Genomic DNA, 26,065 nt, shown 5'->3' with positions numbered 1-26,065 from the left:
ATGATCGAAGCTGAAAACGTCACCCTGCATTACGGCAGCAGCCAGATTTTGCACGGCGTGTCCCTGCTGGCGAAACCCGGCAAAGTCACCTGCGTCATGGGGAATAACGGCGTCGGCAAGACCAGCCTGATGAACCTGCTGGCCGGGCGGCACCCCCGATCCGGCGGCGAGTTGCGCCTGATGGGCGAAAAGCTGGGCCGCGTCACTGCGCAGGACATGGCGCGGCGCGGGGTGGGCTATGTGCCGCAGGGCCGGGCGATCTTTCCGCTGCTGACGGTGCGCGAGAATCTGGAAACCGGCTTTGGCTGCCTGCCTGCGGGTGAACGCAAGGTGCCTGATGAGATCTATGACAGCTTCCCGGTTCTGGCTGAAATGGCCAGCCGGCGGGGCGGTGATCTTTCGGGTGGCCAGCAGCAGCAACTCGCCATCGCGCGGGCGCTTGTGATCCGCCCGAAGGTGCTGCTGATGGATGAACCGACCGAGGGCATCCAGCCTAATATCATCGCGCAGATCGGTCGTGTTATCGCTGCGCTCAGGGATCGCGGCGATATGGCAATCGTGCTGGTCGAGCAGTATTTCGATTTCGCATGGGACCTCGGCGACAGTTTCAGCGTGATGGAACGCGGACAGGTGGTCATGGACGTCCCGAAATCCGGGTTTGAGCGTGCGGCCCTGCACGATCGGTTGGCAAATCTCGCCGCCGCATAGCGGCCGCGAAGGCGGGGCTTTATCTTGCGGCGAAGCTGTAGGATGCTGGTCGGGTTGAGCCAGAGTATCCCATGACCAGCCAGACCAGCCCTATCCGCTTTCGTCTGAACGACGCCGAAATCAGCCTGTCAGAGGTCGCGCCCGACGACACGCTGCTGGATTTCCTGCGCCTGTCGCGCCGCCTGACCGGCACCAAGGAAGGCTGTGCTGAGGGCGATTGCGGTGCCTGCACGGTGCTGGTGGGCCGCCTGCATGACGGCAAACTGCGGTATGAGCCGATCAACGCCTGCATCCGCTTCCTTGCGGCCTGTCATGGCTGCCATGTGGTCACGGTTGAACATCTGGCGCGGGGCGATGATCTTCATCCGGTGCAGCAGGCGATGGTCGAGCATCACGGCAGCCAATGCGGCTTCTGCACGCCGGGCTTCGTCATGGCGCTTTATGCGCTGTGGATGGAAAACCCCGACCCCTCGGTGATCCAGATCGAGACAGCGTTGCAGGGCAATCTGTGCCGCTGCACCGGATACGCGCCGATTGTGCGGGCGGCTTTTGCCGCTGCACAGGCGGGCGGGCAGGCGATGGATGCACTCGCGGCAGAGCGTGAGGAGGTCGCGGCGATGCTGGCCGACATCCCGGCGGATGCGTATGTCGCCCGCGACGGCAAGCGGGCAATCCTGCCTGCGGATACAGATGGATTGGCCACGGCACTGCTGGAAAAACCGGATGCCACCATCATCGCCGGGGCGACCGATGTCGGCCTGTGGGTGACGAAGTTCCTGCGGCCAATCTCGCCTGCCATTTTCATCGGGCATCTGATGAAAGAGGTCGAGGTCACCGACAGTGAAATCCGTATCGGCGCGGGGGTGACCTATTCGGAACTGCTGCCGGTCTTTGGTGACGCTTTCCCCGCATTCGTCGATTATCTGGAACGCATCGGCGGCTGGCAGGTGCGCAATGCCGGGACGGTGGGCGGCAATATCGCCAATGGCTCGCCCATCGGGGAAATGCCGCCGCTGCTGATCGCGCTTGGCGCGCGGATCGTGCTGCGCAAGGGCGATGCGCGGCGCGAGGTCGCTCTGGAAGACTTCTTCATCGACTATGGCAAGCAGGACCGGCAGAAGGCCGAGTTTCTGGAGACGATCATCATTCCCCGGCCGCAGGCGCGGATGGCTGCCTACAAGGTCTCAAAGCGGACGCATTCCGACATTACCGCAGTCGCTTGCGCGATCATGGTCCATGAAGAACATGGCATGATCACCGAGGCCCGTATTGCCTATGGTGGCATGGCCGGTATACCGAAACGCGCGGCCAGGGCCGAAGCCGCCATGCGCGGCCATCTTTTCGCCCGCGACACATTCGATGCCGCCGCCCGCGCCGTGGCAGAGGATTTCCAGCCCCTGTCGGACTGGCGCGCCAGCGAAGGCTATCGCAGTGCCGTCGCGGGCAACCTGATCCGCCGCTTCTGGCTGGAACAGGAAGGGGAGGACGTGCGCCTGACCCGCGCCGTGGGAGCGTAAGATGAAGGATCGCAGAGACAGCAGCATCACCGGCCTTGCCCATCAGCCCATTGCGCATGAATCGGCGCGGCTGCACGTTACGGGACGGGCCGACTATACCGACGATCTGCGCGAACCGGCGGGCACTCTGCACGCGGCGCTTGGTCTTTCGCAATGCGCGCATGGGCGGATTGCGTCGATGGATCTTGATCCGGTGCGGGATGCGCCCGGCGTGGTGGCGGTTCTGACCGCGAAGGATATTCCCGGCCACAACGATGTCAGCCCGAACGGGCTGAACGACGACCCGATCTTCGCCGAGAACAAGGTGATGTTCTGGGGCCAGCCCATTTTTGCTGTCGTCGCCGAGACCCGCGATCTGGCCCGCCGCGCGGCAGCACTGGCCAAAATCGAATATGACGCGCTGCCCCAAGCGCTTGATCCCATTGCCGCGCGGGATGCGGGCATGGGCTATGTCACCGAACCCCTGACGCTGCAGCGCGGCGATGCGCTTGCCGGGTTGGCCAATGCGCCGCGCCATGCCTCTGGGCGGATGAAGGTCGGTGGGCAGGATCACTTCTATCTGGAAGGCCAGATCGCCATGGCCGTGCCGGATGCCGAAGAGATCCAGATCCATGTCTCGACCCAGCACCCCAGCGAGGTGCAGCATATGGTGGCCCATGCGCTTGATGTGCCGGCCAATGCTGTTGTGGTGAATGTGCGGCGCATGGGTGGCGGCTTCGGCGGCAAGGAAACGCAGATGAACCTGTTTGCCTGCGTCGTTGCTGTGGCGGCGAGGAAGCTGGGCCGTCCCGTCAAGCTGCGTCCCGACCGGGATGAGGATATGTCCGCCACCGGCAAGCGCCATGATTTCGTCATCGACTACAAGGCCGGTTACGACGACCAGGGCCGCATTCTGGCGGTCGAGGCCGATTTCCACGCCCGCTGCGGCTTTTCGGCGGATCTGTCCGGCCCCGTGACCGACCGGGCGCTGTTTCATGCCGACAACGCCTATTATTATCCCGATGTGGTCCTGCGCAGCCATCCGATGCGCACGAATACCGTCAGCAACACGGCCTTCCGGGGCTTCGGCGGCCCGCAGGGGGTGATCATGGCGGAACGCCTGATGGAGGATATTGCCTATGGTCTGGGCCTCGATACGCTGGAGGTGCGCAAGCGCAACCTGTATCAGAACGGCCAGTTGACGCCTTACCATCAGGAGGTCGGGGACCAGATCCTGCCGCGCATCTTCGAGGAACTGGAAGCCTCCTGCGATTATGCCGCGCGGCGTCAGGCGGTGCTGGACCATAATGCCAGGGGTGGCGTGATCCGTCGCGGGATCGCGCTGACACCGGTGAAATTCGGGATCAGCTTTACGGCAACATGGTTCAATCAGGCGGGCGCATTGGTCCATATCTACAATGATGGCTCGGTCATGGTGAACCATGGCGGGACCGAGATGGGGCAGGGCCTGCACACCAAGGTCGCTCAGGTCGTGGCAGAGGCGTTTCAGGTCGACATCGCCCGCATCCGCATGACGCGCACAACGACAGAGAAGGTGCCCAATACCTCGGCCACGGCGGCCTCGTCCGGGACCGATCTGAATGGCATGGCGGCACTGGATGCCTGCGAACAGATCAAGGCACGGCTGGTCGATTTCCTGTGCAAGGCAAAGGATGCCAGCCCCGATCAGGTCGAGTTCGTGCCGGGCCATATTCGCGTGAAGGGCGAGGATATGCCCTTTGCCGAGGTGATCGAGAAAGCCTATCTCGCCCGTGTCCAGCTTTGGTCGGACGGGTTTTATGCGACTCCGAAAATCCACTGGGACCGCAAGACCGGCACCGGGCGACCCTTCTTCTATTTTGCCTATGGTGCCGCCTGTTCCGAGGTCAGCGTGGATACGCTGACCGGCGAATATGTGATTGAACGGGCTGATGTGCTGCATGATGTAGGTCGCTCTCTGAACCCTGCAATTGATCTGGGGCAGGTCGAAGGCGGTTTCGTGCAGGGCGTGGGTTGGCTGACCTGCGAGGAACTCTGGTGGGATGACAAGGGCCAGCTTCGGACGCATGCGCCCTCGACCTACAAGATTCCGCTGGCATCGGACCGGCCCAAGGTCTTCAATGTGCAACTGGCCGAATGGTCCGTGAATGCCGAACGCACGATAAAACGCTCAAAAGCGGTGGGAGAGCCGCCCCTCATGCTGGGCATTTCCGTTTGGGAGGCGTTGGGCCACGCCGTGGCGTCCATAGCGGATTACAAGGTCGCGCCGCATCTTGATGCGCCAGCCACGCCTGAAGAGGTGTTGAAAGCGATCGAACGTATCAGGGGCCGCAGCTAAGGGGGGCATTGCTGCCATTGTCAAGAATCGCCTGAAAATCCTTTCTGCGATACGCTGAGGTAAGCGCATTGGCTTCGGGGCCACCGGCTGCTCAAATATCCGATACCATCCAAAGGAAGTGAACATGGCCGAACGCAGCTATTATGCACCAAAGGGCGGACTGCCGCCGCAGACGCAGCTTCTGACGGACCGGGCGATGTTCACCGAAGCCTATGCGGTCGTTCCGAAGGGGACTTTCAGCGATATCGTGACCTCACTGCTGCCCTTCTGGGAAAAGGCGCGGTTCTGGGTGATCGCTCGGCCGTTGTCGGGCTTTGCGGAAACCTTCTCGCAATATATTGCCGAGGTGCTTCCCGGTGGCGGCAGCGAGCGGCCCGAGACGGAGGAGGGGGTCGAGGCCGTCCTGTTCGTGGTCGAAGGCGCAGTTACCCTTACTGTTGCCGGGAAGACAGACCGGCTGGAGCCGGGGGGGTATGCCTATATTCCGCCGGGCGTTGAATGGAGCCTGAAAAACCAGAATGACGTCCCAGCCCGCTTCCACTGGATCCGCAAGGCCTATCAGTTCGTGGAAGGTCTGGACGCGCCCGACCCGGTGATCGCCAACGAAAGCATGATAGAGCCGACGCCCATGCCGGATACGGATGGTGCGTGGGCCACGACCCGCTTTGTCGATCCGGCCGATCTTCGCCACGACATGCATGTCACCATCGTGACGTTCCAGCCTGGCGGGGTCATTCCCTTCGCTGAAACGCATGTCATGGAGCATGGGCTTTACGTTCTGGAAGGGAAGGCGGTTTATCGTCTAAATCAGGATTGGGTTGAGGTCGAAGCAGGCGATTTCATGTGGTTGCGCGCTTTTTGCCCGCAAGCCTGCTACGCCGGGGGGCCGGGGCCGTTCCGCTATCTGCTTTACAAGGACGTCAACCGGCATATGTCATTGTGAAATCAGCCACTTGTCGATGCGCCTGAGTACCGGCTGCTGACAGGTATGCCCCCACAGCCAAGCTTTCCCTTCGCTGTCATGACGCTTGGCGCAGCCTGCGCCACCGCTGTTCTGACCATGACGACACGGCACGACTTGTCTGTTTGGGCTAACAGGGCTTGCCCTGACGCTGCGATCCATTGACAAGGGTGCGGCAGGTTTTTGCCCTGCCCAATGAACAAGAAGGGAGACGCCGCGATGGCATTTGTTGACAAGGCCGGCCTTCAGGTCGCCACCGAACTGGCCGATTTTGCCGAGAATGAACTTTTGCCGGGCATTGGCGTGTCAGCGGATGATTTCTGGACGGGGCTGGCGGACCTTTTCGCGCGTTTCGCCCCATTGAATGCCGATGCGCTGAAAAAACGGGAAGAGCTGCAGTCGGCCATCGACAAATGGCACGTCTCTCATCGCAACTCCGAATTTGATGCCGGTGCCTATCGTGCGTTCCTTGAGCAGATCGGTTATCTGAAACCCGAGGGGCCGGATTTTGCGATCGATACCGCGAATGTGGACCCGGAAGTCGCCACGATTTGCGGGCCTCAGCTTGTTGTGCCGGTTATGAATGCGCGTTTTGCGCTGAATGCGGCAAATGCGCGTTGGGGCAGCCTGTATGATGCGCTGTATGGATCGGACGCGATGGGCAGCCTGCCGCAGGGCAAGGGCTATGATGCAGCGCGAGGTGCGCAGGTCATCGCATGGGCCAAGAAATTTCTGGATCAGGCCGTTCCTCTGGATGGTGCCAGCCATGCCGATGTGACCGGATATGCAGTAAAAGACGGCGCGCTGACGGCACAGACGGGTTCCGGTGAGGCAGCGCTGAAAGATGCGCGCGCTCTCGCGGGCTATATGGGCGATGCTGCAAAGCCCTCGGGGATCGTGTTGGTGCACAATGGCTTGCACATCATCATCGACATTGATCCGTCGCATGACATTGGAAAAACCGACAAAGCCGGTGTGTCTGATGTGCGGCTGGAATCCGCGATCTCGGCAATCATGGATTGTGAGGATTCGGTCGCTGCGGTCGATGCAACGGACAAGGTGCTGGCCTATGGCAACTGGCTGGGCCTGATGAACGGCACGCTGCAAGAGACGTTCGAAAAGGGCGGAAAGCAGATGACGCGCCGCCTGGAGGATGACATTGCCTACAAAACCCCCGACGGCAGCGATGCAAAGCTGAAGGGGCGCGCACTGATGTTCGTCCGCAATGTCGGCCATCTGATGACCAACCCGGCCGTGCGCAATGCGGATGGCGCCGATATTCCGGAAGGCATTATGGATGCGCTGTTCACCACGGCGGCCGCAATGCACGATCTGAAAGGTGCACAGGCAAATTCCGAAGCCTCGGTCTATATCGTGAAGCCGAAGATGCACGGCCCCGATGAGGTAGCGCTTGCCGATGAGATCTTCGGTGCTGTCGAGGATATCCTTGGCCTGCCGCGGCACACCATCAAGATCGGCATCATGGATGAGGAACGCCGGACCTCGGCCAACCTGAAGGAATGTATCCGCGCTGCGCGGCACCGGGCGGCCTTCGTCAATACCGGCTTCCTTGACCGGACGGGGGATGAGATCCACACCTCGATGGAAGCGGGTGTCATGAAGCGCAAGGCGCAGATGAAGGACGAAACCTGGCTTTCGGCCTATGAGGATCGCAACGTCGATATTGCGCTTGCCTGCGGTTTTCAGGGGAAAGGCCAGATCGGCAAAGGCATGTGGGCCATGCCCGACCGGATGGAGGCGATGCTGGAGGCCAAGATCGGCCATCCGAAATCCGGCGCAAATTGTGCCTGGGTGCCGTCTCCGACCGCGGCGACGCTTCATGCCACGCATTACCATCAGGTCAGTGTGAAGCAACGGCAGGATGAGATCCTGAAAAAGGCGCCCCGCCGGACGCTGGATGAACTGCTGCAAATTCCGCTGGCGCCGTCGAACCTGTATCCGGAAGAAGATGTCGATGCGGAAATCCTGAACAATGCGCAGGGTATCCTTGGCTATGTCGTCCGTTGGGTCGATCAGGGTGTCGGCTGCTCAAAGGTGCCGGACATCAATGACGTCGGCCAGATGGAGGACCGCGCGACCTGCCGCATCAGTTCTCAGATGCTGGCGAACTGGCTGCATCACGGGGTGGTCACCGATGATCGTGTGATGGATGCGATGAAGAAGGCGGCTGCCATCGTGGATCGTCAGAACGAGGGCGATCCGTCTTATCTGCCGATGGGCGACGGGTCGGATTCGCTCGCGTTTCAGGCTGCCTGCGATCTGGTGTTCAAAGGGCGCGAGCAGCCTTCGGGCTATACCGAACCGCTGCTTCACGAATATCGGCTGAAGTTCAAGGAAAAGCACGGCGTCGCTTGAGCGGACCCGCTGCAATAACAGAACCGCCGCGCATCTTGCGCGGCGGTTTCATTAACTGCCCCGATAGGTCGAGTAGCCGTAAGGCGAAAGCAGCAAGGGAACGTGATAGTGGCTTGCCTCTGACATGATGAAGCGCAGCGGGATGATGTCCAGAAAATCCCGTTGACCCAGATAATCCCCGGCGTGAAAGACCAGTTCATAGGTGCCGGTCGCAAATTCGTCCTCTGGCAGGATCTGTTCGTCGGTGCGGCCATCGGCATTGGTCGTCAGCGATTTCAGATGGCTGCGTGCCTCGCCCTCAATCCGGAACAACTCAATCCTCAGCCCGGCGGCAGGTGTACCTTTGGCTGTGTCCAGCACATGTGTCGTCAGATATCCGGCCATCGTCGTCTTAACTCCTCTTGGTCGCAATCTTCGCAAGGGCGATCCTTGGGTGTCACTCTGGACCCTTTCGGGCGCTGAACCCATATTAAACAGGTAAGAAAGTCATTCTGCAAAAAGACGAAAGTCTATCGCGCCGCTTTGCGCTAGAACGGGCCCGAGAACGGAGGCATTCCATGAAACGTTACGCTCGCGATATGCGCGGTTACGGGCAGAACCCGCCTGATCCCAAATGGCCCGGGGGGGCGAAGGTCGCCGTTCAATTCGTGCTGAACTATGAAGAGGGGGGGGAGAACTGCGTCCTGCACGGAGATGCGGCGTCAGAGGCATTCCTGTCCGACATTGCAGGTGCTGCCATGTGGCCGGGTCAGCGGCACTGGAACATGGAATCGATCTATGAATATGGCGCGCGCGCCGGGTTCTGGCGCCTGCACCGGCTTTTCACCGGGTCCGGTATTCCGGTCACGATCTATGGCGTCGCGTCGGCCCTTGCCCGCAGCCCGGAACAGGTCGCTGCAATGAAATCCGCCGGATGGGAGGTCGCGTCGCATGGCCTGAAATGGGTCGAGCATAAGGATATGTCCGAGGACGAAGAGCGCGCCGCCATTGCCGAAGCGATCCGTTTGCATGCCGAGGTCGTCGGCAGCCCGCCAGAAGGTTGGTATACCGGCCGTTGCAGCGAAAACACCGTCCGGCTGACCGCCGAAACCGGGCAGTTCGCCTATGTTTCCGACACCTATGACGACGATTTGCCATACTGGAAGCATATCGGTGGGCGAGATCAGCTGATCATTCCCTATACGCTTGAAGCCAATGATATGCGTTTTGCAACAGCGCCCGGCTACATCACCGGAGAGCAGTTCTTTCAATATCTGAAGGATGCCTTCGATGTGCTGTATGAGGAGGGAGAGGCCGGTGCGCCAAAGATGATGAGCATTGGCCTGCATTGCCGCCTGATCGGAAGGCCGGGCAAGCTGGCGGGGCTGAAGCACTTCATCGACTATATTCAGGGCTTCGAAGATGTCTGGACGCCGCGCAGGATCGACATCGCGCGGCATTGGGCCAAAACACATCCGCCCCAACAGTTTGAGCGTCCGTCGAAGATGGATCGCGACACCTTTGTCAGCCGCTATGGCAGCATCATCGAACATTCGCCCTGGATCGCCGAACGTGCCTGGGCGTTGGAACTCGGCCCCGCGCATGACAGCGCCATCGGTCTGCACAATGCGCTGTGCCGCATCTTCCGATCAGCGTCAGAGACGGAGCGGCTGGCTGTGCTGACCGCGCATCCGGACCTTGCGGGTAAGCTGGCGCAGGCGAAGCGGCTGACGGCTGAATCGACATCGGAACAGGCGAGCGCCGGTCTGGATGCGCTGACGGATGAGGAGCGGGAGGAGTTTACGCGGTTGAACGATGCCTATGTTGCCAAGCACGGTTTCCCCTTCATTATTGCCGTTCGGGATCACGATAAGGCAGGCATCCTTGCCGCCTTTCGCCACCGGATCGACAACAGCCGAGAGGCAGAGTTTGCCGAGGCGACAAGCCAGGTTGAACGAATTGCAGAACTGCGACTGAGGACGATGCTGCCATGACCCACCCACCCACGATCACCGCTGAGCCGCTGACTGCGGAGGCTTTCGCGCCTTATGGCGAGGTGCTCGAAGCCTCGGGCGAGCCCGACAAGCTGATCAACGAAGGCAAATGCGGCCGCTTTCATGATCGAGCGCGGATGGATTTTGGCGGTGGTGCCGCCGGGATCAGCGTGTTTCAGGCCCAATTGCGCGAAACACCTCACCGGCTGGACATGCTGGAGCGTCATCCGCTTGGCTCTCAGGCGTTCATTCCGATGTCACAATCCCGCTTTCTGGTCGTGGTGGCCGACGATGCCGACGGCCAGCCTGCCAATATCCGCGCCTTTATCGCGAGGGCAGGGCAGGGCGTGAACCTCCATCGCAACGTGTGGCATGGTGTGCTTTGCCCATTGGATGGGACTGGCATCTACGGCGTGATTGACCGGATCGGACCGGAGAGCAATCTTGAGGAACATTGGCTTGCCGAGCCGATGACCGTAGAGGTCTGATGGCCGGAGGGTAGAAGGTCGTCAGTAGTGATGAAGGACCAGCGGGCGCCCATCAAATTCGGTGACGCTGACTGGGGTATCGTATAGCTCGGTCAGCCCATCGCCGGTCAGCACCTCCTGCGCGGGTCCGGTGGCGACAATGCGACCCTCTTTCAGGGCAACGATATGATCCGCCCAGGCGGCCGCATAGTTGACCTCATGCACGACGACGACAACGCTTTTACCTGACTCTCGGACAAGCTGCGAAAGGCGCTGCATCAGCAGGCGCGCGTGCGACATATCCAGATTGTTCAGCGGTTCATCCAGCAACAGCCAATCCGTATCCTGCGCAATGGTCATTGCAAGAAAGGCCCGCTGAGCCTGACCGCCTGATACCTCGTCCAGAAAGCGGCTGGACAGTCCGGTCAGACCGAATGTGTCCAATGCAGCCGTGACGGCAGCCTTATCCTCGGGCCGGGGGCGGCCCTGATGATGGGGCCAGCGACCGAAGGCAACCAGATCCGACAGGCGCAGCCTGCTGGAAATGACGGTTTGCTGACCAAGAATTGCCATCCTGCGCGCAAGGTCTTCTGTCCGCGTCTCGGCGATATTGTTGCCGTCGATGAGGATCTGCCCCTTTTGCAGCGTCTCTAACCGGCCGATCAGGCGCAGCAGCGTGGATTTCCCGGCGCCGTTCGGGCCGATAAGGGCAGTCAGCTTGCCGCGCGGAACCTCTGTCGAGACGTCGGACAGGATCGGGGCCTGGCCAATCTGATGGCAAACACCGGCCAGCGTGATCATCGGATGCGGCCTTTCAGTAACAGGTAAAGGAAGAACAAGCCGCCAGCGAACTCTATGACCACAGACAAGGCCGCCTGCTGGCCAAGCGCGCGTTCAAACAGCATTTGTCCGATCACAAGGATATTGGCGGCAATCAGCGCCGCGCCGGGCAGCAACAGGGCGTGCCGGTGGGTTCCCGCGATGCCGTGGGTCATGCCCGCGACGATAAGGCCAAAGAAAGCCGCTGCCCCGAACAGGGACATCGGCCCGACAAGGGCCGTAGCGACAGAGACAAGGATCGCCACCAGCCCAAGGCAGATGACCACCATCCGGCCAAAGCGCAGCCCAAGTGAGGTTGCACTGTCTCTGCCAAGCGCCACTACATCGAATTTCGGCGCAAGCCAAAGCGAAATCCCTATCGCCCATACGCAAAGCGTCGCGCCGATCGGCAGCAACTCCGTATCGGCGCGGGAAAAATTCACCACGCTGGATGCCTGCACAACGGCATATTCATTCGGGTCCATCAGCCGCCCCAGAAGGCCGGAGGCAGAGCGGAACATGACGCCAAGAATGACGCCTGTCAGGATCGTCCGGCCAATATCGCGCGTGCCATTTCCCAGCAATGTGCCGAACAGGATGATCGCAAGCACACACATGACCGCAACCTCGATCAGGAACTTGGGCATGTCGGGGATCGCCGCGAAGCTGGCCGTGCCGATCATGGCAACCGTTGCTGTCTGAAGCAGCACATAGAGCGAGTCGAACCCCATGATCGACGGCGTCAGAACCCGGTTCGCGGCGACGGTCTGGAAGATTATGGTTGATACGCCAACCGCGGCACCGACCGTAATCAGCGCCCCCAGTTTGAGCGCGCGCAGCTGCAGGATGAAGGCGCGGTTGCCGTCGCCAAGGCCCTGAAACATCCACGTCGCAGATGCCACCGCCAACAACAGGCCCAGAAAGACCAGAAACCGGGCCGGATGTGCTGCGCGCCCCGTCACCATCGGAATTGCTGCATCAGACACGGGCGGGCCTGCGATACAGAAGCCACAGAAATATACCCGCACCGATGAAGCCCATGACGGTGCCGACGGGGATCTCGAAAGGATAGCGGATAAGCCGACCGATCAGGTCGCAGAACAGCAGCAGCACCGCGCCTGCAAGGGCAACGATGGGCAGGCTCTCACGCAGGTTGTCGCCCATGATACGAGAGATGATGTTGGGCACCACCAGACCGATGAAGGGGATCATCCCGACCGTGGTGACCACCATCGCGCTGACAAGAGAGACAGTGAAAAGCCCCAGCCGCATGACGCCGCGTGTCCCAAGGCCAAGCCCGGTCGCGACGCCGTCCCCAAGCGCCAGAATGGCGAACCGGTCCGCCGCAAACCATGCCAAGGCGGCCGCGATACCCGCGAGCCAAAGGATTTCGTAGCGCCCGGCGACGACGCCCGAAAATTCGCCGACCATCAGCCAGGACGTCACATATTGGACCATATCGGCCTGCCAGGCGATGTAGGTCACGACAGAGCCGATGACTCCTGCGACCACAATGCCGGCGATGGGGACAAGCATGATTTCCTGCGGTGGCAAGCGACGGATGACCGCAATAAAAACCGCTGTGCCAAGCATGGCGGTGATACAGGCGATGCCCATTTTGACCCATATCGGGGCCGCAGGGGCAAGCAGTGTGATGACAAGCAGGCCGAGCGCCGCGCTTTCCGCAGTGCCGACCGTATCCGGTCCAACGAAGCGGTTGCGCACCAATGCCTGCAGCAATAGCCCTGCGACCGAAAGGGCTGCGCCGGTCAGCAGGATCGCCAGTGTGCGCGGCAGGCGCGATTCCATCAGCACCAGAAGCGCCCAAGGGTCACTGCCTGCCGAAAAGATATCGACGCTTGCGGCGCCGGTCATCAGGCTGGCCAGTGTCAGCGGCAGCAACGCCGCGAGCAACATGCCAGCCAGTCGCCTCACTTTTGAAGGGCCGTCGTCAGTGCGGAAATCACCGTCGTCAGCGAACCCCAGCCGCCGCCGCCGATATACAGCTCTGCCGCGGGCAGATAGACAACCTGATCGTTCTGCCACGCCTTTGTGCCTTCGACCAAGGGCGTGCTCAGCGTCTGCTCGGCGCTTTCGCCCTCTTCACCGACGGCGGCACCGCGATCCAGCACGAACAGCCAGTCCGGATCGGCTTCGGCAATCGCCTCATGCGTCAGGACGTTGCCGTGGTTTTCCTCGCTGGAGAGGTCGGCAATCGCCGGCGCCATGCCGGTCTGTTCATGCAGCCAACCAAAACGAGAGCCGGGGCCGTAGGCCGCCATCTTCGTGCCATTGGTCATGACAATCAGTGCGTTGCCCTTGCCCTCGGCAGCGGTTTTGAGACCGGCGAGTGCTTCGTCCAGCTCCGCCTTCAGCTCTTCTGCCTTCTCCGGCATTTCGAAGATCGTGCCATAGGCGTCAACCCGTGCTTCGGCTTCCGCCACAAGATCCGTGCCGATGGTCATATCAATCGCCGGCGCAACCTGTGAGACAGCATCAAGCTGCGTGGCAGAGCGTCCGCCGACGACAATCAGGTCAGGCGCAATTCCCGCCAATGCCTCAAGGTCAGGCTCGAACAGGGTGCCGACAGCTGCGGCATCGCCTGCATCCAGATCGGACAGATAAAGATTGTCCGGCACGCCGGCCAGATCGACGCCAAGCGCAAGCAGCGTGTCTATCGCGGCGATGTCATAGGCCACGACCGTCTCTGGATTGGTCGGGACGGTGACCTCGCCCTGCGCGGTCGTGATCGATACGTCCTGCGCTGCTGCGGCGGTTGTCAGCGCTAAGGTCGTGACAAGAGGGGCTATGAATTGGTTCATCAAATGATCCTTTTGCGTTCTGCGTATGGCTGAATGCTTGGCTGCACGCGGTCGCCTGTTTCTATCGCCGCTGTCTGAGAGGGTCTAGAGCCTGAGTAAATTTCTTTGATATTTCCGCCCGCGCTCGAACGGTTCGCGGCCGAGGCGCATTTGAAAGGAAGTGATCTTTTTTAATCACGGCCCCAACTGCTAAGAAATACGATTTACTGCCCCGCCAGATCGCCCTGAACGGATCAGAACCAGATTTCGTCGCGCTGTGCAGTAGAGTTGTTCCGCTTTCATGATGCCTTGGTAAAATGCGTTGTTGTGCAATAGCATTTGCGCAGATTTGCCCGGTCTTGCGCGTGTTTTGCTGAAATCGGCTGCGGTGACCTTCCTTCACGGTACTTTCACCAATGCTGCTTTCCGGGCCGAATTGCTTGCAACTCCGCCCTTTTCGCCTTTCGATGAAACTTTAGGGATTGCGACCGCGTCTAAACAGAACGCAATGACAGCAAATGACCGCAATAGGAGAGATTCTGATGAACCGTGTGAACACTCTGGCCGCTGCCGCCCTGATCGGGTTGGCTGGGGGTGCAGCCTCGGCCCAAGATATCGTGGTATCGTCGAAGATTGATACCGAAGGCGGTTTGCTTGGCAATATGATATTCCTTGCGCTACAGAATGCAGGCCTGCCGGTGCAGGACAAGTTGCAACTTGGCGGGACGCCCATCGTGCGTGATGCCTTGGTCGCAGGTCAGATTGACATCTATCCCGAATATACCGGCAATGCCGCGTTCTTTCATAACGAGGCTGACAGCGAGGTTTGGAAGAATGCCGCCGAAGGCTACGCTCGCGCGGCAGAGCTTGATGAGGAAGCGGGCCTGATCTGGCTGGCGCCCTCGCCTGCGAACAACACATGGGCCATCGCGGTCCGGCAGGATCTGGCCGATGAGGGCAGCCTGAAGACGATGTCGGATTTCGGCAAATATGTGGCGGATGGGGGTGAGGTAAAGCTTGCCGCCTCGACCGAATTTGTAACCTCTCCCGCAGCTTTGCCAGCTTTCCAGTCGGCTTATGGCTTTGAACTGACGCCCGATCAGCTGGTTCAGCTTTCGGGTGGTGACACAGCTGCAACCATCGCGGCGGCGGCGCAGCAGACCTCGGGCGTGAATGCGGCGATGGTTTACGGCACCGATGGCGGCATTGCCCCGGCGGGTCTTGTTGTCATGGCGGACGACAAATCGGTCGAACCTGTGTATCAGCCAGCCCCCGTTGTCCGGGCTGAGACACTGGAAGCACATCCGGAGATCGCCGATGTGCTGAACCCGATATTCGAAGGGCTGACGCTTGAGACTCTGCAAGAGCTGAATGGCCGGATCCAGGTCGGCGGCGAGCCGGCAAATGCCGTCGCGACCGACTATCTGACCCAGCAGGGCATACTGGAGTGACGCCTGACGCCGACCGCCTGAGTGTGGTCGGTCAAGGCTGACGCTCTTGCAATATCCATGAGCGAAGCGACCGCATCCGCAGATCACCACGCAGCAGGCTCTGCCATCAGTCGGCCCGGCCTGTTGTTCGCGGTTCTCGGCCTGATCGGGCTATCCGTGCCATTTGTTCAGTTCAAGGCGAACCGCATCGTGTTGGGCGAAGGTGTGCTTCTTCCCGGCGCGTTGGCCACGATGGGGTGGCTGCTGGCAGGCGTTTTCGCTTGCGGCCTGCTGGCTGCGGTTTCGGCCCGTGTGCCGCTGCGGCTGCGATTGGTCATCGGCTTCGCGGGCGTGGTTGCAGCCTTGCTGGCGCTTGGGGCGACGGCGCAGGCCCTGACGCCAGACGGCAATACAATGGCACGTGTCGCGCCCTCCAGCGGGTTCTGGCTGCTTTTGCTGGCCTTTGCGTTGATGGCGACGGATGCGCTTTCGCGGATGCATCTGACGCTGACGCAGCGTTGGCTGATGCTGGGCGGATCAATCCTTGTGATCTGCGCGATCCTTTGGTCCGGGTGGCTGGACGGTGTTTCGGTCATGCGGGAATACGCTGCCCGCAAGGACGTGTTCTGGCGCGAGGCTTGGCAGCATCTTGTCCTTGCCTTCGGCTCTCTGGGTGCGGCGATGGTGGTGGGATTGCCCATCGGTATCGCGATCTATCAGAGCCCACGTTTCCGCAGGCCCGTTTTGGGCGTGCTGAATATCCTGCAGACCATCCCGTCGCTTGCCTTGTTCGGGATCATGATACCGATCTTCGGATGGATCGCCTTGAACGTGCCCGGCGCAGCCTCGATGGGAATCGCAGGGATCGGCATATTCCCCGCGCTTGTCGCGCTGTTCCTTTATTCGCTGCTGCCGGTGGTCTCGAACACACTTGTGGGTCTGAACGGCGTTTCGCCTGCGGCCCGCGATGCGGCTTTGGGGCTGGGTATGACGAATGCGCAGGTTCTGCGCGGCGTGCTGCTGCCATTGGCGCTTCCCGTCATTATCGCGGCTGTCAGGATCGTCTTGGTCCAGAATATTGGCCTCGCGGTCATTGCCGGGCTGATCGGCGGCGGCGGCTTTGGGACCTTCGTCTTTCAGGGCCTCAACCAGACAGCGATGGATCTTGTTCTGCTGGGGGCGCTGCCGACGATTGCGCTCGCTCTGGTGGCGGGTATCGCGCTTGATCTGCTGGTCGAGGCACTGGATCACAGCAAGGTAAAAAGGACAGGGACATGATCGAGATCCAGAACCTGACCAAGCAATACGACGCGAACACGGTCGTTGATGATGTCACTCTGACGGTCGAAAAGGGTCAGATCGCCGCGCTTGTCGGAACCTCCGGCTCTGGCAAGACGACGCTTCTGCGGATGATCAACCGTCTGGTAGAGCCGACGTCGGGCAAGGTCCTGATCGCAGGAACCGACACAGCCACACTTGCGCCGCATCTGCTGCGGCGGCGCATCGGCTATGCCATCCAGGGGCACGGCCTGTTCCCCCATCGCACGGTGGCGCAGAATATCGCCACCGTTCCCACGCTGCTGAAATGGTCCGGCGCTGAAATCCGATCGCGCGTTGACGAACTGCTGGAGCTGTTCCAGCTAAACCCGGCGGAGTTTCGTGATCGTACGCCGCATGAGTTGTCGGGTGGACAGCAGCAGCGCGTTGGCGTGGCGCGGGCACTTGCTGCCCGACCCGAACTTCTGCTGATGGATGAACCCTTCGGTGCGCTCGATCCGGTTATCAGGGCCAAAGCGCAGGAGGATTTGCGGGTTCTTCAGCGCCAGCTTGGAACGACGCTGATCATTGTCACCCATGATATGGAAGAGGCGGTGGCACTGGGTGACCGTATCGCGGTGATGGATAAGGGCAGGCTGCTGCAATATGGCCCGCCGGTGGAAATTCTGACCAAACCGGCCACCCCATTCGTCAAAGCGCTGATCGGCAGTGGTGAGCGTCCATTCCGCTTGCTGTCCTTGTCCAGCGTAGGCGATCTGGTCCGGCCCGGAGAGGCTGTGGGGGAGCCGATTTCACCGCAGGACAGCTTGCGCGACGCATTGGCGGAATGCCTCTGGTCCGGGCGCGATGCCTTGCCGGTTGAGGGCGGCGGGATCGTTACGCTGGAACGCCTGCGCGAACTCGCAGCGGGCGAGGCAGAGGCCTCGGCTGTAACATGACAGGCCGTATTCTTCTGGGATTGGCGGCGCTGTTCCTGCTGGCATTTCTTCTCAGCCCGCACAGCTTTACGTGGCTGTTTGAGCCGCTGACCCAGAACAATGCGCCCGCAATTTACACCCAGACCAGCCTGATGAGCCTGACCTTGTCGCATCTTGGGCTGGTGGCCGTCGCGGTCATCGCCTCGACCATCGTTGCGGTCGGGTTGGGCATTTTGGTGACGCGGCCAGTCGGGCGCGAATTTCTGCCGCTTGCCCGCACGATCACCTCTGTCGGCCAGACCTTTCCGCCGGTTGCCGTTCTGGCGCTTGCCGTGCCGGTCATGGGCTTCGGTGCCGGGCCGACACTGGTGGCGCTTTTCCTGTATGGTCTGCTGCCGATCTTTGAGAACACGCTGACGGGCCTGACCAGCCAGCCGCCGGATGTCGCAGAAGCCGCGCGGGGCATGGGCCTGACACGGCGCCAGCGGCTTTGGCAGATCGAATTGCCACTGGCCTTGCCCCTGATCCTTGCCGGTATCCGTCTGTCCGCCGTCATTTCGCTGGCCACCGCGACCATCGGTTCGACCGTCGCCGCCAAAACGCTGGGAGAGGTGATTATCGCCGGGTTGTTGTCGTCCAACACCGCCTTTGTTTTGCAGGGCGGTCTGGTGGTCGGCCTTCTGGCGATCCTGATCTATGAGGCGTTCCAGAGGCTTGAGACGCGAACAGCCCGCAAAATAGGGCTCGGCCAGGGCTGAGGCTTGCTGCCGTCACGGTCAGCTCTGCCCGACCTCGGCAACGATGCGGGCAATCTGGCCGAACTTATCCGACAGCGGGTTGGATTTTCGCCACACCATGCCAATCGTCCGCGTCGGTCTGGGTGCGCCCAGCCGCGCCACCGATACCTGAGTATTGCGGGTTTCGATATCGACGGCCATTTCCGGGACCAGGGTCACGCCGATTCCCGCGCCGACCATCTGCACCAGCGTTGCCAGCGAACTTCCTTCCATCAGCCCGCGCGGTGCCTTGGCGAGTTTGCAAAACGACAATGCCTGATCGCGGAAGCAGTGGCCTTCCTCCAGCAGAAGCAGGCGCATCTGTTGCAGGTTCTCTGCATTCGGGACAGGTCGATCGGCATCGGCGGCGGGTCTGACCAGAACGAACTCTTCGTCGAACAGCGGCTCTTCGTGCAATGTGGGCTCTGACACCGGCAGGGCAACGATTGCGATGTCCAGTCGCAGTTCCAACAGGTCCTCGATCAGACGCTTCGTCACCGTCTCGCGTGGTTGCGCGTCAACTGCCGGATACTGATGGGCCAGAGTCTGGATCAGGCGCGGCAGCAGATAGGGGGCGACGGTTGGTATGACGCCGATCCGCAATGGCCCAGACAGATCGTCGCTTTCCGCACGGGCAAGGGAGCCAAGCTCATCGACAGAACGAATGATCTCTCTGGCGCGGACGGCGAATTGCTGCCCCAATGCCGTCAGACGGACCTGACGCGCGCTGCGTTCAACCAGTGGTGCGCCGATCTGGCCTTCCAGTTCTTTGATCTGCATGGAAAGGGCGGGCTGAGTAATCGCACAATCCTCGGCAGCGCGGCCGAACTGGCCAGTGCGGGCCAGGGCCTCAAAATAGCGAAGCTGTTTCAGTGTCACCGACTGCATCAGATAATCTTATAGATCGCGTAAGAAATTGCAATTATTCATGATCGAACGGGGTTGCTATACTGCGCGGCGAACATGCACGCATTCTGCTGCTATTTCATTCAGTTGCAGCGGCAGAGACCAGCCAGCAAGGAGATTTCTTATGGACGGCAATGATATTCCGACGGGCAAGTGCCCTGTCATGCATGGAGGACTGACCTCTAGCGGAGAATCGGTGACAAGCTGGTGGCCCAAGTCGCTGAACCTCGACATCCTGTCACAACACGATTCGAAGACGAACCCGATGGGGCCGGATTTCAACTATCGTGAAGAGCTGAAAAAGCTTGATATTGAGGGGCTGAAGAACGACGTTCGCGCGCTGATGACCGAAAGTCAGGACTGGTGGCCTGCTGATTGGGGCAGCTATGTCGGCATGTTTGCCCGTGTGTCGTGGCACGCTGCCGGTTCGTACCGTCTCGCCGATGGTCGTGGCGGTGCCGGTTCGGGCAACCAGCGTTTCGCGCCGCTGAACAGCTGGCCCGACAATGCCAATACCGACAAGGGCCGCCGCCTGCTTTGGCCGATCAAGAAGAAATACGGCAACAAGGTCAGCTGGGCCGACCTGATCGCGCTTGCCGGGACCATCGCCTATGAGGTCGCGGGTCTGAAAACGTTCGGCTTCGGCTTCGGTCGTGAAGATATCTGGCATCCGGAAAAAGATACTTATTGGGGCGCAGAGAAAGAGTGGCTGGCCCCGTCTGACGGGCGTTACGATAACGTCGATCAGCCCGAAACGATGGAAAACCCGCTTGCTGCAGTTCAGATGGGCCTGATCTATGTGAACCCCGAAGGGGTGAACGGCCAATCCGATCCGCTGAAGACCGCTGCCCAGATGCGCGAGACGTTCGAGCGCATGGCGATGAATGACGAAGAAACCGTCGCGCTGACCATCGGCGGCCATACCATCGGCAAATGCCACGGGAACGGTCTGGCCGAGAACCTGACCGATGCGCCGGAAGGTGCCGGGGTCGAGTTGCAGGGGCTTGGCTGGATGAACACCAAAGGGCGCGGCATCGGACGTGACCAGATGGTCAGCGGCATCGAAGGTGCCTGGACGACAGAGCCGACGAAGTGGGACAACGGCTACCTGAAGATGCTGCTGGAACATGACTGGGAACTGCGCAAAAGCCCGGCAGGTGCCAACCAGTGGGAGCCGATCTCGATCGCGGAAGAGGACAAACCGGTCGACGTCGAAGACCCCTCGATCCGGCAGAACCCGATCATGACCGACGCCGATATGGCAATCAAGATGGACCCGATCTATCGCGAGATTGCCGAGCGGTTCTATCGCGATCAGGCCGCACTGGATGACGCTTTCGCGCGTGGTTGGTTCAAGCTGACCCACCGCGATATGGGGCCGAAGGTTCGCTATTACGGCCCGGACGTCCCGGCAGAGGATCTGATCTGGCAGGACCCGGTTCCGGCTGGTTCGACCGGATATGATGTGCAGGCTGCCAAGGCGAAAATCGCGGCATCCGGACTGTCGATGGCCGATATGGTTGCGACGGCATGGGACAGCGCGCGGACCTATCGCGGCTCGGACATGCGCGGCGGCGCCAACGGTGCGCGCATCCGTCTTGCACCCCAGAAGGACTGGGAGGCAAATGAGCCGGAGCGTCTGGCCCGTGTCCTGTCGGTGCTGGAGCCGATCGCGGCCGAGGTTGGTGCATCGGTCGCAGATATGATCGTTCTGGCCGGCAGCGTCGGGGTGGAGCAAGCGGCCAAAGCGGCTGGTTTCGACGTGACGGTGCCCTTCACACCCGGTCGCGGCGACGCAACGGATGAACAGACCGATGCGGCATCCTTCGATGCGATGGAGCCCTTGGCCGACGGCTATCGCAACTTCGCAAAGCAGGAATATGTCGTCGCCCCGGAAGAGATGATGCTGGATCGCACCCAGCTTCTGGGCCTGACAGCGCCTGAAATGGTCGCGCTTGTTGGTGGCATGCGTGTGATCGGCACCAATCATGGCGGCACGAAACATGGCGTCTTCACGGATCGTGAAGGCCAGCTGACGAATGACTTCTTCGTCAACCTGACCGATATGCGTTATCGGTGGGTGCCGGTCGGCAATGGCCTGTATGAGATCCGGGATCGCAAGACAGGCGAAGCCAAATGGACCGCGACGAGCGCGGATCTGGTGTTCGGCTCAAACTCGATCCTGCGGGCTTATTCCGAAGTCTACGCGCAGGATGACAATGCTGCGAAATTCGTGAACGATTTCGTGGCGGCCTGGGTCAAGGTCATGGATGCTGATCGTTTTGACGTACGGCTTGCGGCCTGAACGGCTCGCAACTGCTTCAGTCAGGCGTCACATCACTAAGTGGAGGGGCTGGAACACCGGCCCCTCTTTCGCTTCGGCGAAATATCCCCGAATCCCGAATGTGCGAGCCAGAAGTTCGGCTGTCAGCACGTCCTGCGGCTTTCCATCCGCGATGATCCTGCCGCCAGCCATCATAACAAGGCGCGTGCAGTGGCGTGCTGCGAGGCCAAGATCATGCAGCGATGCGATGACGCTGCGCCCCTCATCGGCAAGGTCGCGAAACAGTTGCATCGTCGCAATCTGATAGGCGGGATCAAGGCCCGCAATGGGTTCATCTGCCATCAGCAGGGGCGTGTTCTGGGCAAGCGCTCTGGCGATCAGCGCGCGGGCCAATTCTCCGCCGGAAAGTTCTGTCACCGGGCGGTGGCGCAATGATTGCAGCCCCATGCGATCAATGCTCTTTGAAACGAGGTCTTCGTCTGCATCCGGGCGGCGATGCGGGATGCGGCCCAGCCTGACAAGGCGTTCAACACTAACGGGCCAGGCAGCTTCGCGCTGCTGTGGCAGCCATGCGGCCATTGCAGCGCGTCTGTTGGCTGGCATTGCCGCCAGATCAGAGTGGCCGGACGCGCCGATCAGGCCCAGCATTGCGCGCATCAGTGTGGTCTTGCCCGCGCCGTTCGGGCCAATCAGGCCAATGAACTCTCCGGGTGCCACACTCACGGTCGCATGATCCAGCACCGTTTTGGCGCCGCGTTTCACAGTCAGGTCGCGGATGCTCACTTCCATCAGAACCCCCGCCTTTGACGCCAGATCAGATGCAGAAAGACCGGCGCACCGATCAGCGCCATCACAACGCCCAGCTTCAGATCGCGGCCCGCCATGACAACCCTGACCGCTATATCGGCGGCCAGCACCAAAGCCGCCCCACCGGCGGCAGAGGCCGGCAGCAAAAGGGCCGGCTGCCCGGCCACACTGCGCCGCAAAAGGTGCGGCACCACCAACCCGACGAATCCGATTGCACCGGCAACGGCAGTTGCCGCACCGACCATCGCGGCGACGCCCATCACAAGCTGAACGCGTAGGGCGCGCATGTTGATTCCCATTGAGGCAGCGGCATCTTCGCCCAGCGTCAGTGCGTCCAGACCGCGACCGCAGCCAAGAAGCAACAGCCCGCCACACGCCATGAATGGCGCGGCCAGCATGACATGCACCCATGACCTGTCCGCAAGCGAGCCCATCATCCAGAACACGATCTCACCGGCCGCAAACGGGTTCGGCGACAGGTTCAGCACCAGAGAGGTCAGCGCAGCGGCAAAGGCGGATATCGCCACCCCGGCAAGAATAAGCGAAAGAGAACTGCCTCCCGGCCCGGCCAGCATCAGGATAAGGCCAACAGCGATGATAGCACCCGACAGCGCAGCAAGCGGCAGAGCCAACGCAAAGGCGGCAACGAAACCCGTATGCAGCGCAAGAACGGCACCCAAAGCCGCTGAACCGGACACGCCGATCAGCCCCGGCTCTGCCAGAGGGTTGCGCAGATACCCCTGCATGGCCGCGCCCGACAGACCCAGCGAGGCGCCCACCAGAAACCCAAGAACGGCGCGGGGCAGGCGGATTTCGCGCATGACCAGACCCAAAGCACCGTCGCCCGTCCACAATGCGTGCAGGCTTTCTGTCAGACCGGCCTCTGCGGGGCCGATCAGGACCGAGGCTACCATCAGGCAAAGGCACAAGAGGGCAAGCACTAACGTGACCTTCATTTCGCCAGCCCCGCAACGGTGGCAGCGACCGCGGGCAAACCGCACATCCAGTCGCGGTCCGGGACGGTGCGGCGCGTGGCAGGGATGGCCGCGAAAGCAGGATGATCCAGCACGCCCTCTGCCCGCGAAGGTGCGGCGTAGCGGCTGCCGGTGACGATCATGTCCGGCGTTGCGAGCACAAGTTCTTCCAGTGACAGCTTGCCGCCACTAGTTCCGAGTTTTTCTGACAAGGCCATCAGCCCCGCACGCCGCAGGATGTCTGCGCTTAAACTGTCAGGACCAGCTGTGAACCCGTTCGCTGCATAGGTCGCCGCCACTCGCGACGGTCCGGGTTGAACTGCGGCAAGATCGGCGTCAAATCGCACCAGAACATCAGCCGCCCGTTCTGGCTGACCCAAAAGCTTGCCCATCTGCAAGATGTTTGCTCTGACATCTGCGATGGAGTTTGCAGGGGGCAATGTCTCTACCCTGATACCCAGACGCCGCAGCATATCCGTCGCTGGCCCGGTGGAATATGTGCCTGCCAGTACAAGCTCCGGTCGCTGGACGAAGACCTCTTCGGCGCTGCCGTGGTTGAGGCCAGTCGTCGCAGCCTCTTCCGCCATCAGAGAGACACTTGGATCGGCAGCCAGCCAAGAGACGGAGACAAGCTGACCTGGTGCGGCAACAAGCATTGCAAGCTGATCGGTACACAGGTTGATCGAGACGACGCGCTTTGGCGGCGCGGCTGCGGCCGCGCCCGCAATCATCACTGCAAGCGCGGCGGCAAGTTTTACCATGTCGTGGACAGCCCGAGATAAGCCGTTCTGCCACGGGCCGGATATCCCCAAAGATCGCTGTATTCTGCATCGAACAGGTTCACCACACGGCCCGTCAGCCGGACATTGTCCGTGACATCATATCCAGCCGCGACGTTAACGACGGTGTAGTCAGGCAGTTCTCTGGGAATTGGACCAATTTTCGGGGCGGGAAGCCTTGTACCAGGATAGCCGTCAAAATTCCCTGCGACATAGGTGAGATCGCCCGACAGGCTGCCGCGTCCTTCCGCAAAAAGATAGGTCGCGTTCAGCCCGAACTGGTGGCGCGGGCGGCGGGTTTCGACACCGCCATCCGGGTCTTTAGCATGAAGATAGGTGTAGTCCGCACCGATGGTCAGGTCATCCGTTGCCTGATAGCTGGCGGCGATTTCGACGCCCCGGCGCTTACTGGTCCCTTCCTGATTGAAGAAGTTCGTTCCGTCTGGACGCTTCGTCAAGCTCCATGTGATCTCATTTTCCAGATCTTCGTGGAAATAGGTCAGATCGACGACCGCGCGCCCGGCCAGAAGCTCTGCCTCGATACCAAGGTCGAAGCCACGATTCTTTTCGGGCTGAAGGTCGGGATTGCCGACATAGCCATAAGCGCCGAACAACTCGGCATAGTCGGGGTTGACCACGCCGGTCCCGGCAGAGGCGTGAAGCCGCACCGGCGCGTTCGGCAGTTGATAGGACAGGCCGAGCGACCAGGTGGTGGCATCCTTGAACACATCATTGTCGTCGCGACGCACCCCAAGCTGAACATCCAGCCCATTCGTGAAGGCACCGCGATATTCGACAATGGCCGAATCAGAGCGGCGGCGCTGATCGGTCGCAAGGCTGTTTTCATCCTTTCGACGTTCCAACCCGAACGCAATCGTGTGGTCTGCATCATCAACGCGACCGTCAAGGCCATAGACGCCGCGATATTTCAGGATGTCGGTGCGCGCTTCGGTCTGGGTCCACTGGAAATCATCAAACTCATATCGCGTCTGCTCGTAGGCCAGCCTGTGACGCAGACGTCCGTCCAGCGTGTCTGCCTCCAGCCAGATCCGGCCACCACGCTCTGCCCGCTCTTTCCGGTCATTGCTGTCGGTCAGGTAGCCGTCGGGACCTGTTTGGGGCCAGCTAACCGCGTCATGTTCGTATTCCTGATCCGCGCGGCGCAAGTTCACGCCCGCACGGATGTCATCGCTCAGCGCATAGTCGGCCGACAGTTGCATGTCGCTGCGCCGCAGCCCGTCATCATCGCCGCCCCTGCTGCCAGAGATGTCATAGCCATGATCGTTGCGCCGGCTGAAGCTCAGCGCGACACCGCCCCGATCGTCGCGACGGCTGACATGCGCATAGCCCGACCAGCCGTCGCCATATTCTACCCCGGCGCGGGCAGTGGTGCCGGGCTCGCCCTTATCGGTGATGATGTTGATAACCCCGGCGGATGCGTCTGCACCGAAGAACACCGATTGAGGGCCGCGAAGCACCTCGATCCGCTCGATATTGGCCGACGGAATGCCCGAGAAGAAATATTCCTGCGCCCCGGCCATCGCCCGGATGCCGTCGACCAACACCAGCGTGTGATTGCCCTCTGCGCCGCGAATGCGAACCTGAGTGTTGCTTTCACCAGACCCGCTGACGGCGACGCCGGGAACGCGGCGCAGCGCATCCTGAACGGTTGCCACGCCGGATGCTTCCAGTTCTTCACCCGTGATGACGGTATTCGCGCGGCCATATGCCTGCTGTTCAATCGGGGTAAGACCGGCATCGAGATAAATGGTATCCAGCACGATGGGCTGTGTTTGCTGGGCAAGCGCGGTCGTTGGCATTGCAGTGAGGCTGAGGAATAGGATCGTTCGCATCTGCTTGGCTTTCTCTGGGGCCCTGCATATTCGGGCCGGCGGTGAAAAATGTCCTGCAGAATCTCCGCAGGGGTGAGGTCATCACCGCTGCGGGTCGTGCCGCCTCCTGGACGCGCCCCGCG

22 protein-coding genes are annotated in these 26,065 nt (G+C 61.1%); 12 read left to right on the top strand and 10 right to left on the bottom strand.

Translation table 11 applies throughout. From position 1 onward, the window contains the following. The 5 genes from urtE (at nucleotide 1) to PAF20_RS14000 (ending at nucleotide 7,879) form a co-directional block, all read left to right on the top strand. On the top strand, nucleotides 1-708 hold the full coding sequence (urtE, locus tag PAF20_RS14020; RefSeq protein ID WP_271071221.1) for an urea ABC transporter ATP-binding subunit UrtE: 708 nt from the start codon (nucleotides 1-3) through the stop codon (nucleotides 706-708). Between the two features lie 71 nt (nucleotides 709-779). Beyond that, a complete protein-coding gene (xdhA, locus tag PAF20_RS14015) occupies nucleotides 780-2,225 on the top strand; it encodes a xanthine dehydrogenase small subunit (protein ID WP_271071220.1) in 1,446 nt (481 codons plus the stop codon). Between the two features lies 1 nt (nucleotide 2,226). Continuing rightward, the gene (gene xdhB, locus PAF20_RS14010) at nucleotides 2,227-4,542 is read left to right on the top strand and encodes a xanthine dehydrogenase molybdopterin binding subunit (protein WP_271071219.1); all 2,316 of its coding nucleotides are present in this window, start codon (nucleotides 2,227-2,229) and stop codon (nucleotides 4,540-4,542) included. 124 nt (nucleotides 4,543-4,666) lie between these two features. Next, on the top strand, nucleotides 4,667-5,485 hold the full coding sequence (locus PAF20_RS14005) for a bifunctional allantoicase/(S)-ureidoglycine aminohydrolase (protein ID WP_271071218.1): 819 nt from the start codon (nucleotides 4,667-4,669) through the stop codon (nucleotides 5,483-5,485). 237 nt (nucleotides 5,486-5,722) lie between these two features. Beyond that, nucleotides 5,723-7,879, top strand: a complete 2,157-nt coding sequence (locus PAF20_RS14000) for a malate synthase G (protein ID WP_271071217.1) — start codon at nucleotides 5,723-5,725, stop codon at nucleotides 7,877-7,879. A gap of 51 nt (nucleotides 7,880-7,930) precedes the next feature. Here the strand turns inward: PAF20_RS14000 and uraH are convergent, their stop codons facing one another. Then, the gene (uraH, locus tag PAF20_RS13995; protein ID WP_271071216.1) at nucleotides 7,931-8,263 is read right to left on the bottom strand and encodes a hydroxyisourate hydrolase; all 333 of its coding nucleotides are present in this window, start codon (nucleotides 8,261-8,263) and stop codon (nucleotides 7,931-7,933) included. A 173-nt stretch (nucleotides 8,264-8,436) separates the two neighbouring features. Here uraH and puuE point away from each other — a divergent pair, with 173 nt between their 5' ends. Then, nucleotides 8,437-9,852, top strand: a complete 1,416-nt coding sequence (puuE, locus tag PAF20_RS13990) for an allantoinase PuuE (RefSeq protein WP_271071215.1) — start codon at nucleotides 8,437-8,439, stop codon at nucleotides 9,850-9,852. Then, nucleotides 9,849-10,340 carry an ureidoglycolate lyase gene (locus PAF20_RS13985; protein WP_271071214.1) on the top strand — a complete coding sequence of 164 codons (492 nt, stop codon included), beginning with the start codon at nucleotides 9,849-9,851 and terminating at the stop codon, nucleotides 10,338-10,340. The genes puuE and PAF20_RS13985 overlap by 4 nt, the downstream gene beginning before the upstream one ends. Nucleotides 10,341-10,361: 21 nt before the next feature. Here PAF20_RS13985 and PAF20_RS13980 read toward each other — a convergent pair whose 3' ends face one another. Genes PAF20_RS13980 through PAF20_RS13965 form a run of 4 tightly spaced genes read right to left on the bottom strand, consistent with a single transcriptional unit; the run spans nucleotide 10,362 to nucleotide 13,960 of the window. Continuing rightward, nucleotides 10,362-11,120, bottom strand: coding sequence for an iron ABC transporter ATP-binding protein (locus PAF20_RS13980; protein ID WP_271071213.1), 759 nt, complete (start codon nucleotides 11,118-11,120; stop codon nucleotides 10,362-10,364). Continuing rightward, entirely contained in the window at nucleotides 11,117-12,124 is a 1,008-nt protein-coding gene (locus tag PAF20_RS13975; RefSeq protein ID WP_353620595.1) for an iron chelate uptake ABC transporter family permease subunit, read from the bottom strand. The genes PAF20_RS13980 and PAF20_RS13975 overlap by 4 nt, the downstream gene beginning before the upstream one ends. Then, nucleotides 12,117-13,055 carry an ABC transporter permease gene (locus tag PAF20_RS13970; RefSeq protein ID WP_271071212.1) on the bottom strand — a complete coding sequence of 313 codons (939 nt, stop codon included), beginning with the start codon at nucleotides 13,053-13,055 and terminating at the stop codon, nucleotides 12,117-12,119. Before PAF20_RS13970 ends, PAF20_RS13975 begins: the two co-directional genes overlap by 8 nt. Before the next feature lie 14 nt (nucleotides 13,056-13,069). Next, nucleotides 13,070-13,960: a siderophore ABC transporter substrate-binding protein gene (locus PAF20_RS13965; RefSeq protein WP_271071211.1), complete on the bottom strand. Its 891-nt coding sequence runs from the start codon at nucleotides 13,958-13,960 to the stop codon at nucleotides 13,070-13,072. Between the two features lie 521 nt (nucleotides 13,961-14,481). Between PAF20_RS13965 and osmF the strand changes: the two genes are divergently transcribed. The 4 genes from osmF to PAF20_RS13945 are packed head-to-tail and all read left to right on the top strand — an operon-like array spanning nucleotide 14,482 to nucleotide 18,322. After that, entirely contained in the window at nucleotides 14,482-15,390 is a 909-nt protein-coding gene (osmF, locus tag PAF20_RS13960) for a glycine betaine ABC transporter substrate-binding protein OsmF (protein WP_271071210.1), read from the top strand. 57 nt (nucleotides 15,391-15,447) lie between these two features. Further along, nucleotides 15,448-16,647: an ABC transporter permease gene (locus tag PAF20_RS13955; RefSeq protein WP_271071209.1), complete on the top strand. Its 1,200-nt coding sequence runs from the start codon at nucleotides 15,448-15,450 to the stop codon at nucleotides 16,645-16,647. Then, on the top strand, nucleotides 16,644-17,585 hold the full coding sequence (locus tag PAF20_RS13950; RefSeq protein WP_271071208.1) for an ABC transporter ATP-binding protein: 942 nt from the start codon (nucleotides 16,644-16,646) through the stop codon (nucleotides 17,583-17,585). Before PAF20_RS13955 ends, PAF20_RS13950 begins: the two co-directional genes overlap by 4 nt. Next, nucleotides 17,582-18,322 (top strand): ABC transporter permease, encoded by a 741-nt coding sequence (locus PAF20_RS13945; protein ID WP_271071207.1) that lies wholly within the window; start codon nucleotides 17,582-17,584, stop codon nucleotides 18,320-18,322. Before PAF20_RS13950 ends, PAF20_RS13945 begins: the two co-directional genes overlap by 4 nt. 18 nt (nucleotides 18,323-18,340) lie before the next feature. Here PAF20_RS13945 and PAF20_RS13940 read toward each other — a convergent pair whose 3' ends face one another. Continuing rightward, a complete protein-coding gene (locus tag PAF20_RS13940; RefSeq protein WP_271071206.1) occupies nucleotides 18,341-19,228 on the bottom strand; it encodes a hydrogen peroxide-inducible genes activator in 888 nt (295 codons plus the stop codon). 142 nt (nucleotides 19,229-19,370) lie between these two features. On the opposite strand from PAF20_RS13940, the gene katG reads away from it, so the two are divergent. Continuing rightward, a complete protein-coding gene (gene katG, locus PAF20_RS13935; RefSeq protein WP_271071205.1) occupies nucleotides 19,371-21,551 on the top strand; it encodes a catalase/peroxidase HPI in 2,181 nt (726 codons plus the stop codon). A gap of 27 nt (nucleotides 21,552-21,578) precedes the next feature. On the opposite strand, the gene PAF20_RS13930 is transcribed toward katG, so the two are convergent. From PAF20_RS13930 to PAF20_RS13915, 4 genes are read right to left on the bottom strand one after another with little or no spacing between them, the layout of a single operon-like run. After that, complete coding sequence (locus PAF20_RS13930) at nucleotides 21,579-22,319, bottom strand: ABC transporter ATP-binding protein (protein WP_434802923.1); 741 nt, start codon at nucleotides 22,317-22,319, stop codon at nucleotides 21,579-21,581. Beyond that, the gene (locus PAF20_RS13925; RefSeq protein ID WP_271071204.1) at nucleotides 22,319-23,293 is read right to left on the bottom strand and encodes a FecCD family ABC transporter permease; all 975 of its coding nucleotides are present in this window, start codon (nucleotides 23,291-23,293) and stop codon (nucleotides 22,319-22,321) included. The genes PAF20_RS13930 and PAF20_RS13925 overlap by 1 nt, the downstream gene beginning before the upstream one ends. Beyond that, entirely contained in the window at nucleotides 23,290-24,072 is a 783-nt protein-coding gene (locus PAF20_RS13920) for an ABC transporter substrate-binding protein (RefSeq protein WP_271071203.1), read from the bottom strand. The genes PAF20_RS13925 and PAF20_RS13920 overlap by 4 nt, the downstream gene beginning before the upstream one ends. Continuing rightward, entirely contained in the window at nucleotides 24,066-25,910 is a 1,845-nt protein-coding gene (locus PAF20_RS13915; protein ID WP_271071202.1) for a TonB-dependent receptor plug domain-containing protein, read from the bottom strand. The genes PAF20_RS13920 and PAF20_RS13915 overlap by 7 nt, the downstream gene beginning before the upstream one ends. Between the last annotated feature and the right edge of the window lie 155 nt (nucleotides 25,911-26,065).

The organism is Paracoccus albus (assembly GCF_027913035.1).
GTDB classification, from domain to species: domain Bacteria; phylum Pseudomonadota; class Alphaproteobacteria; order Rhodobacterales; family Rhodobacteraceae; genus Paracoccus; species Paracoccus albus.
This window is presented reverse-complemented; position numbering and strand designations above follow the sequence as displayed.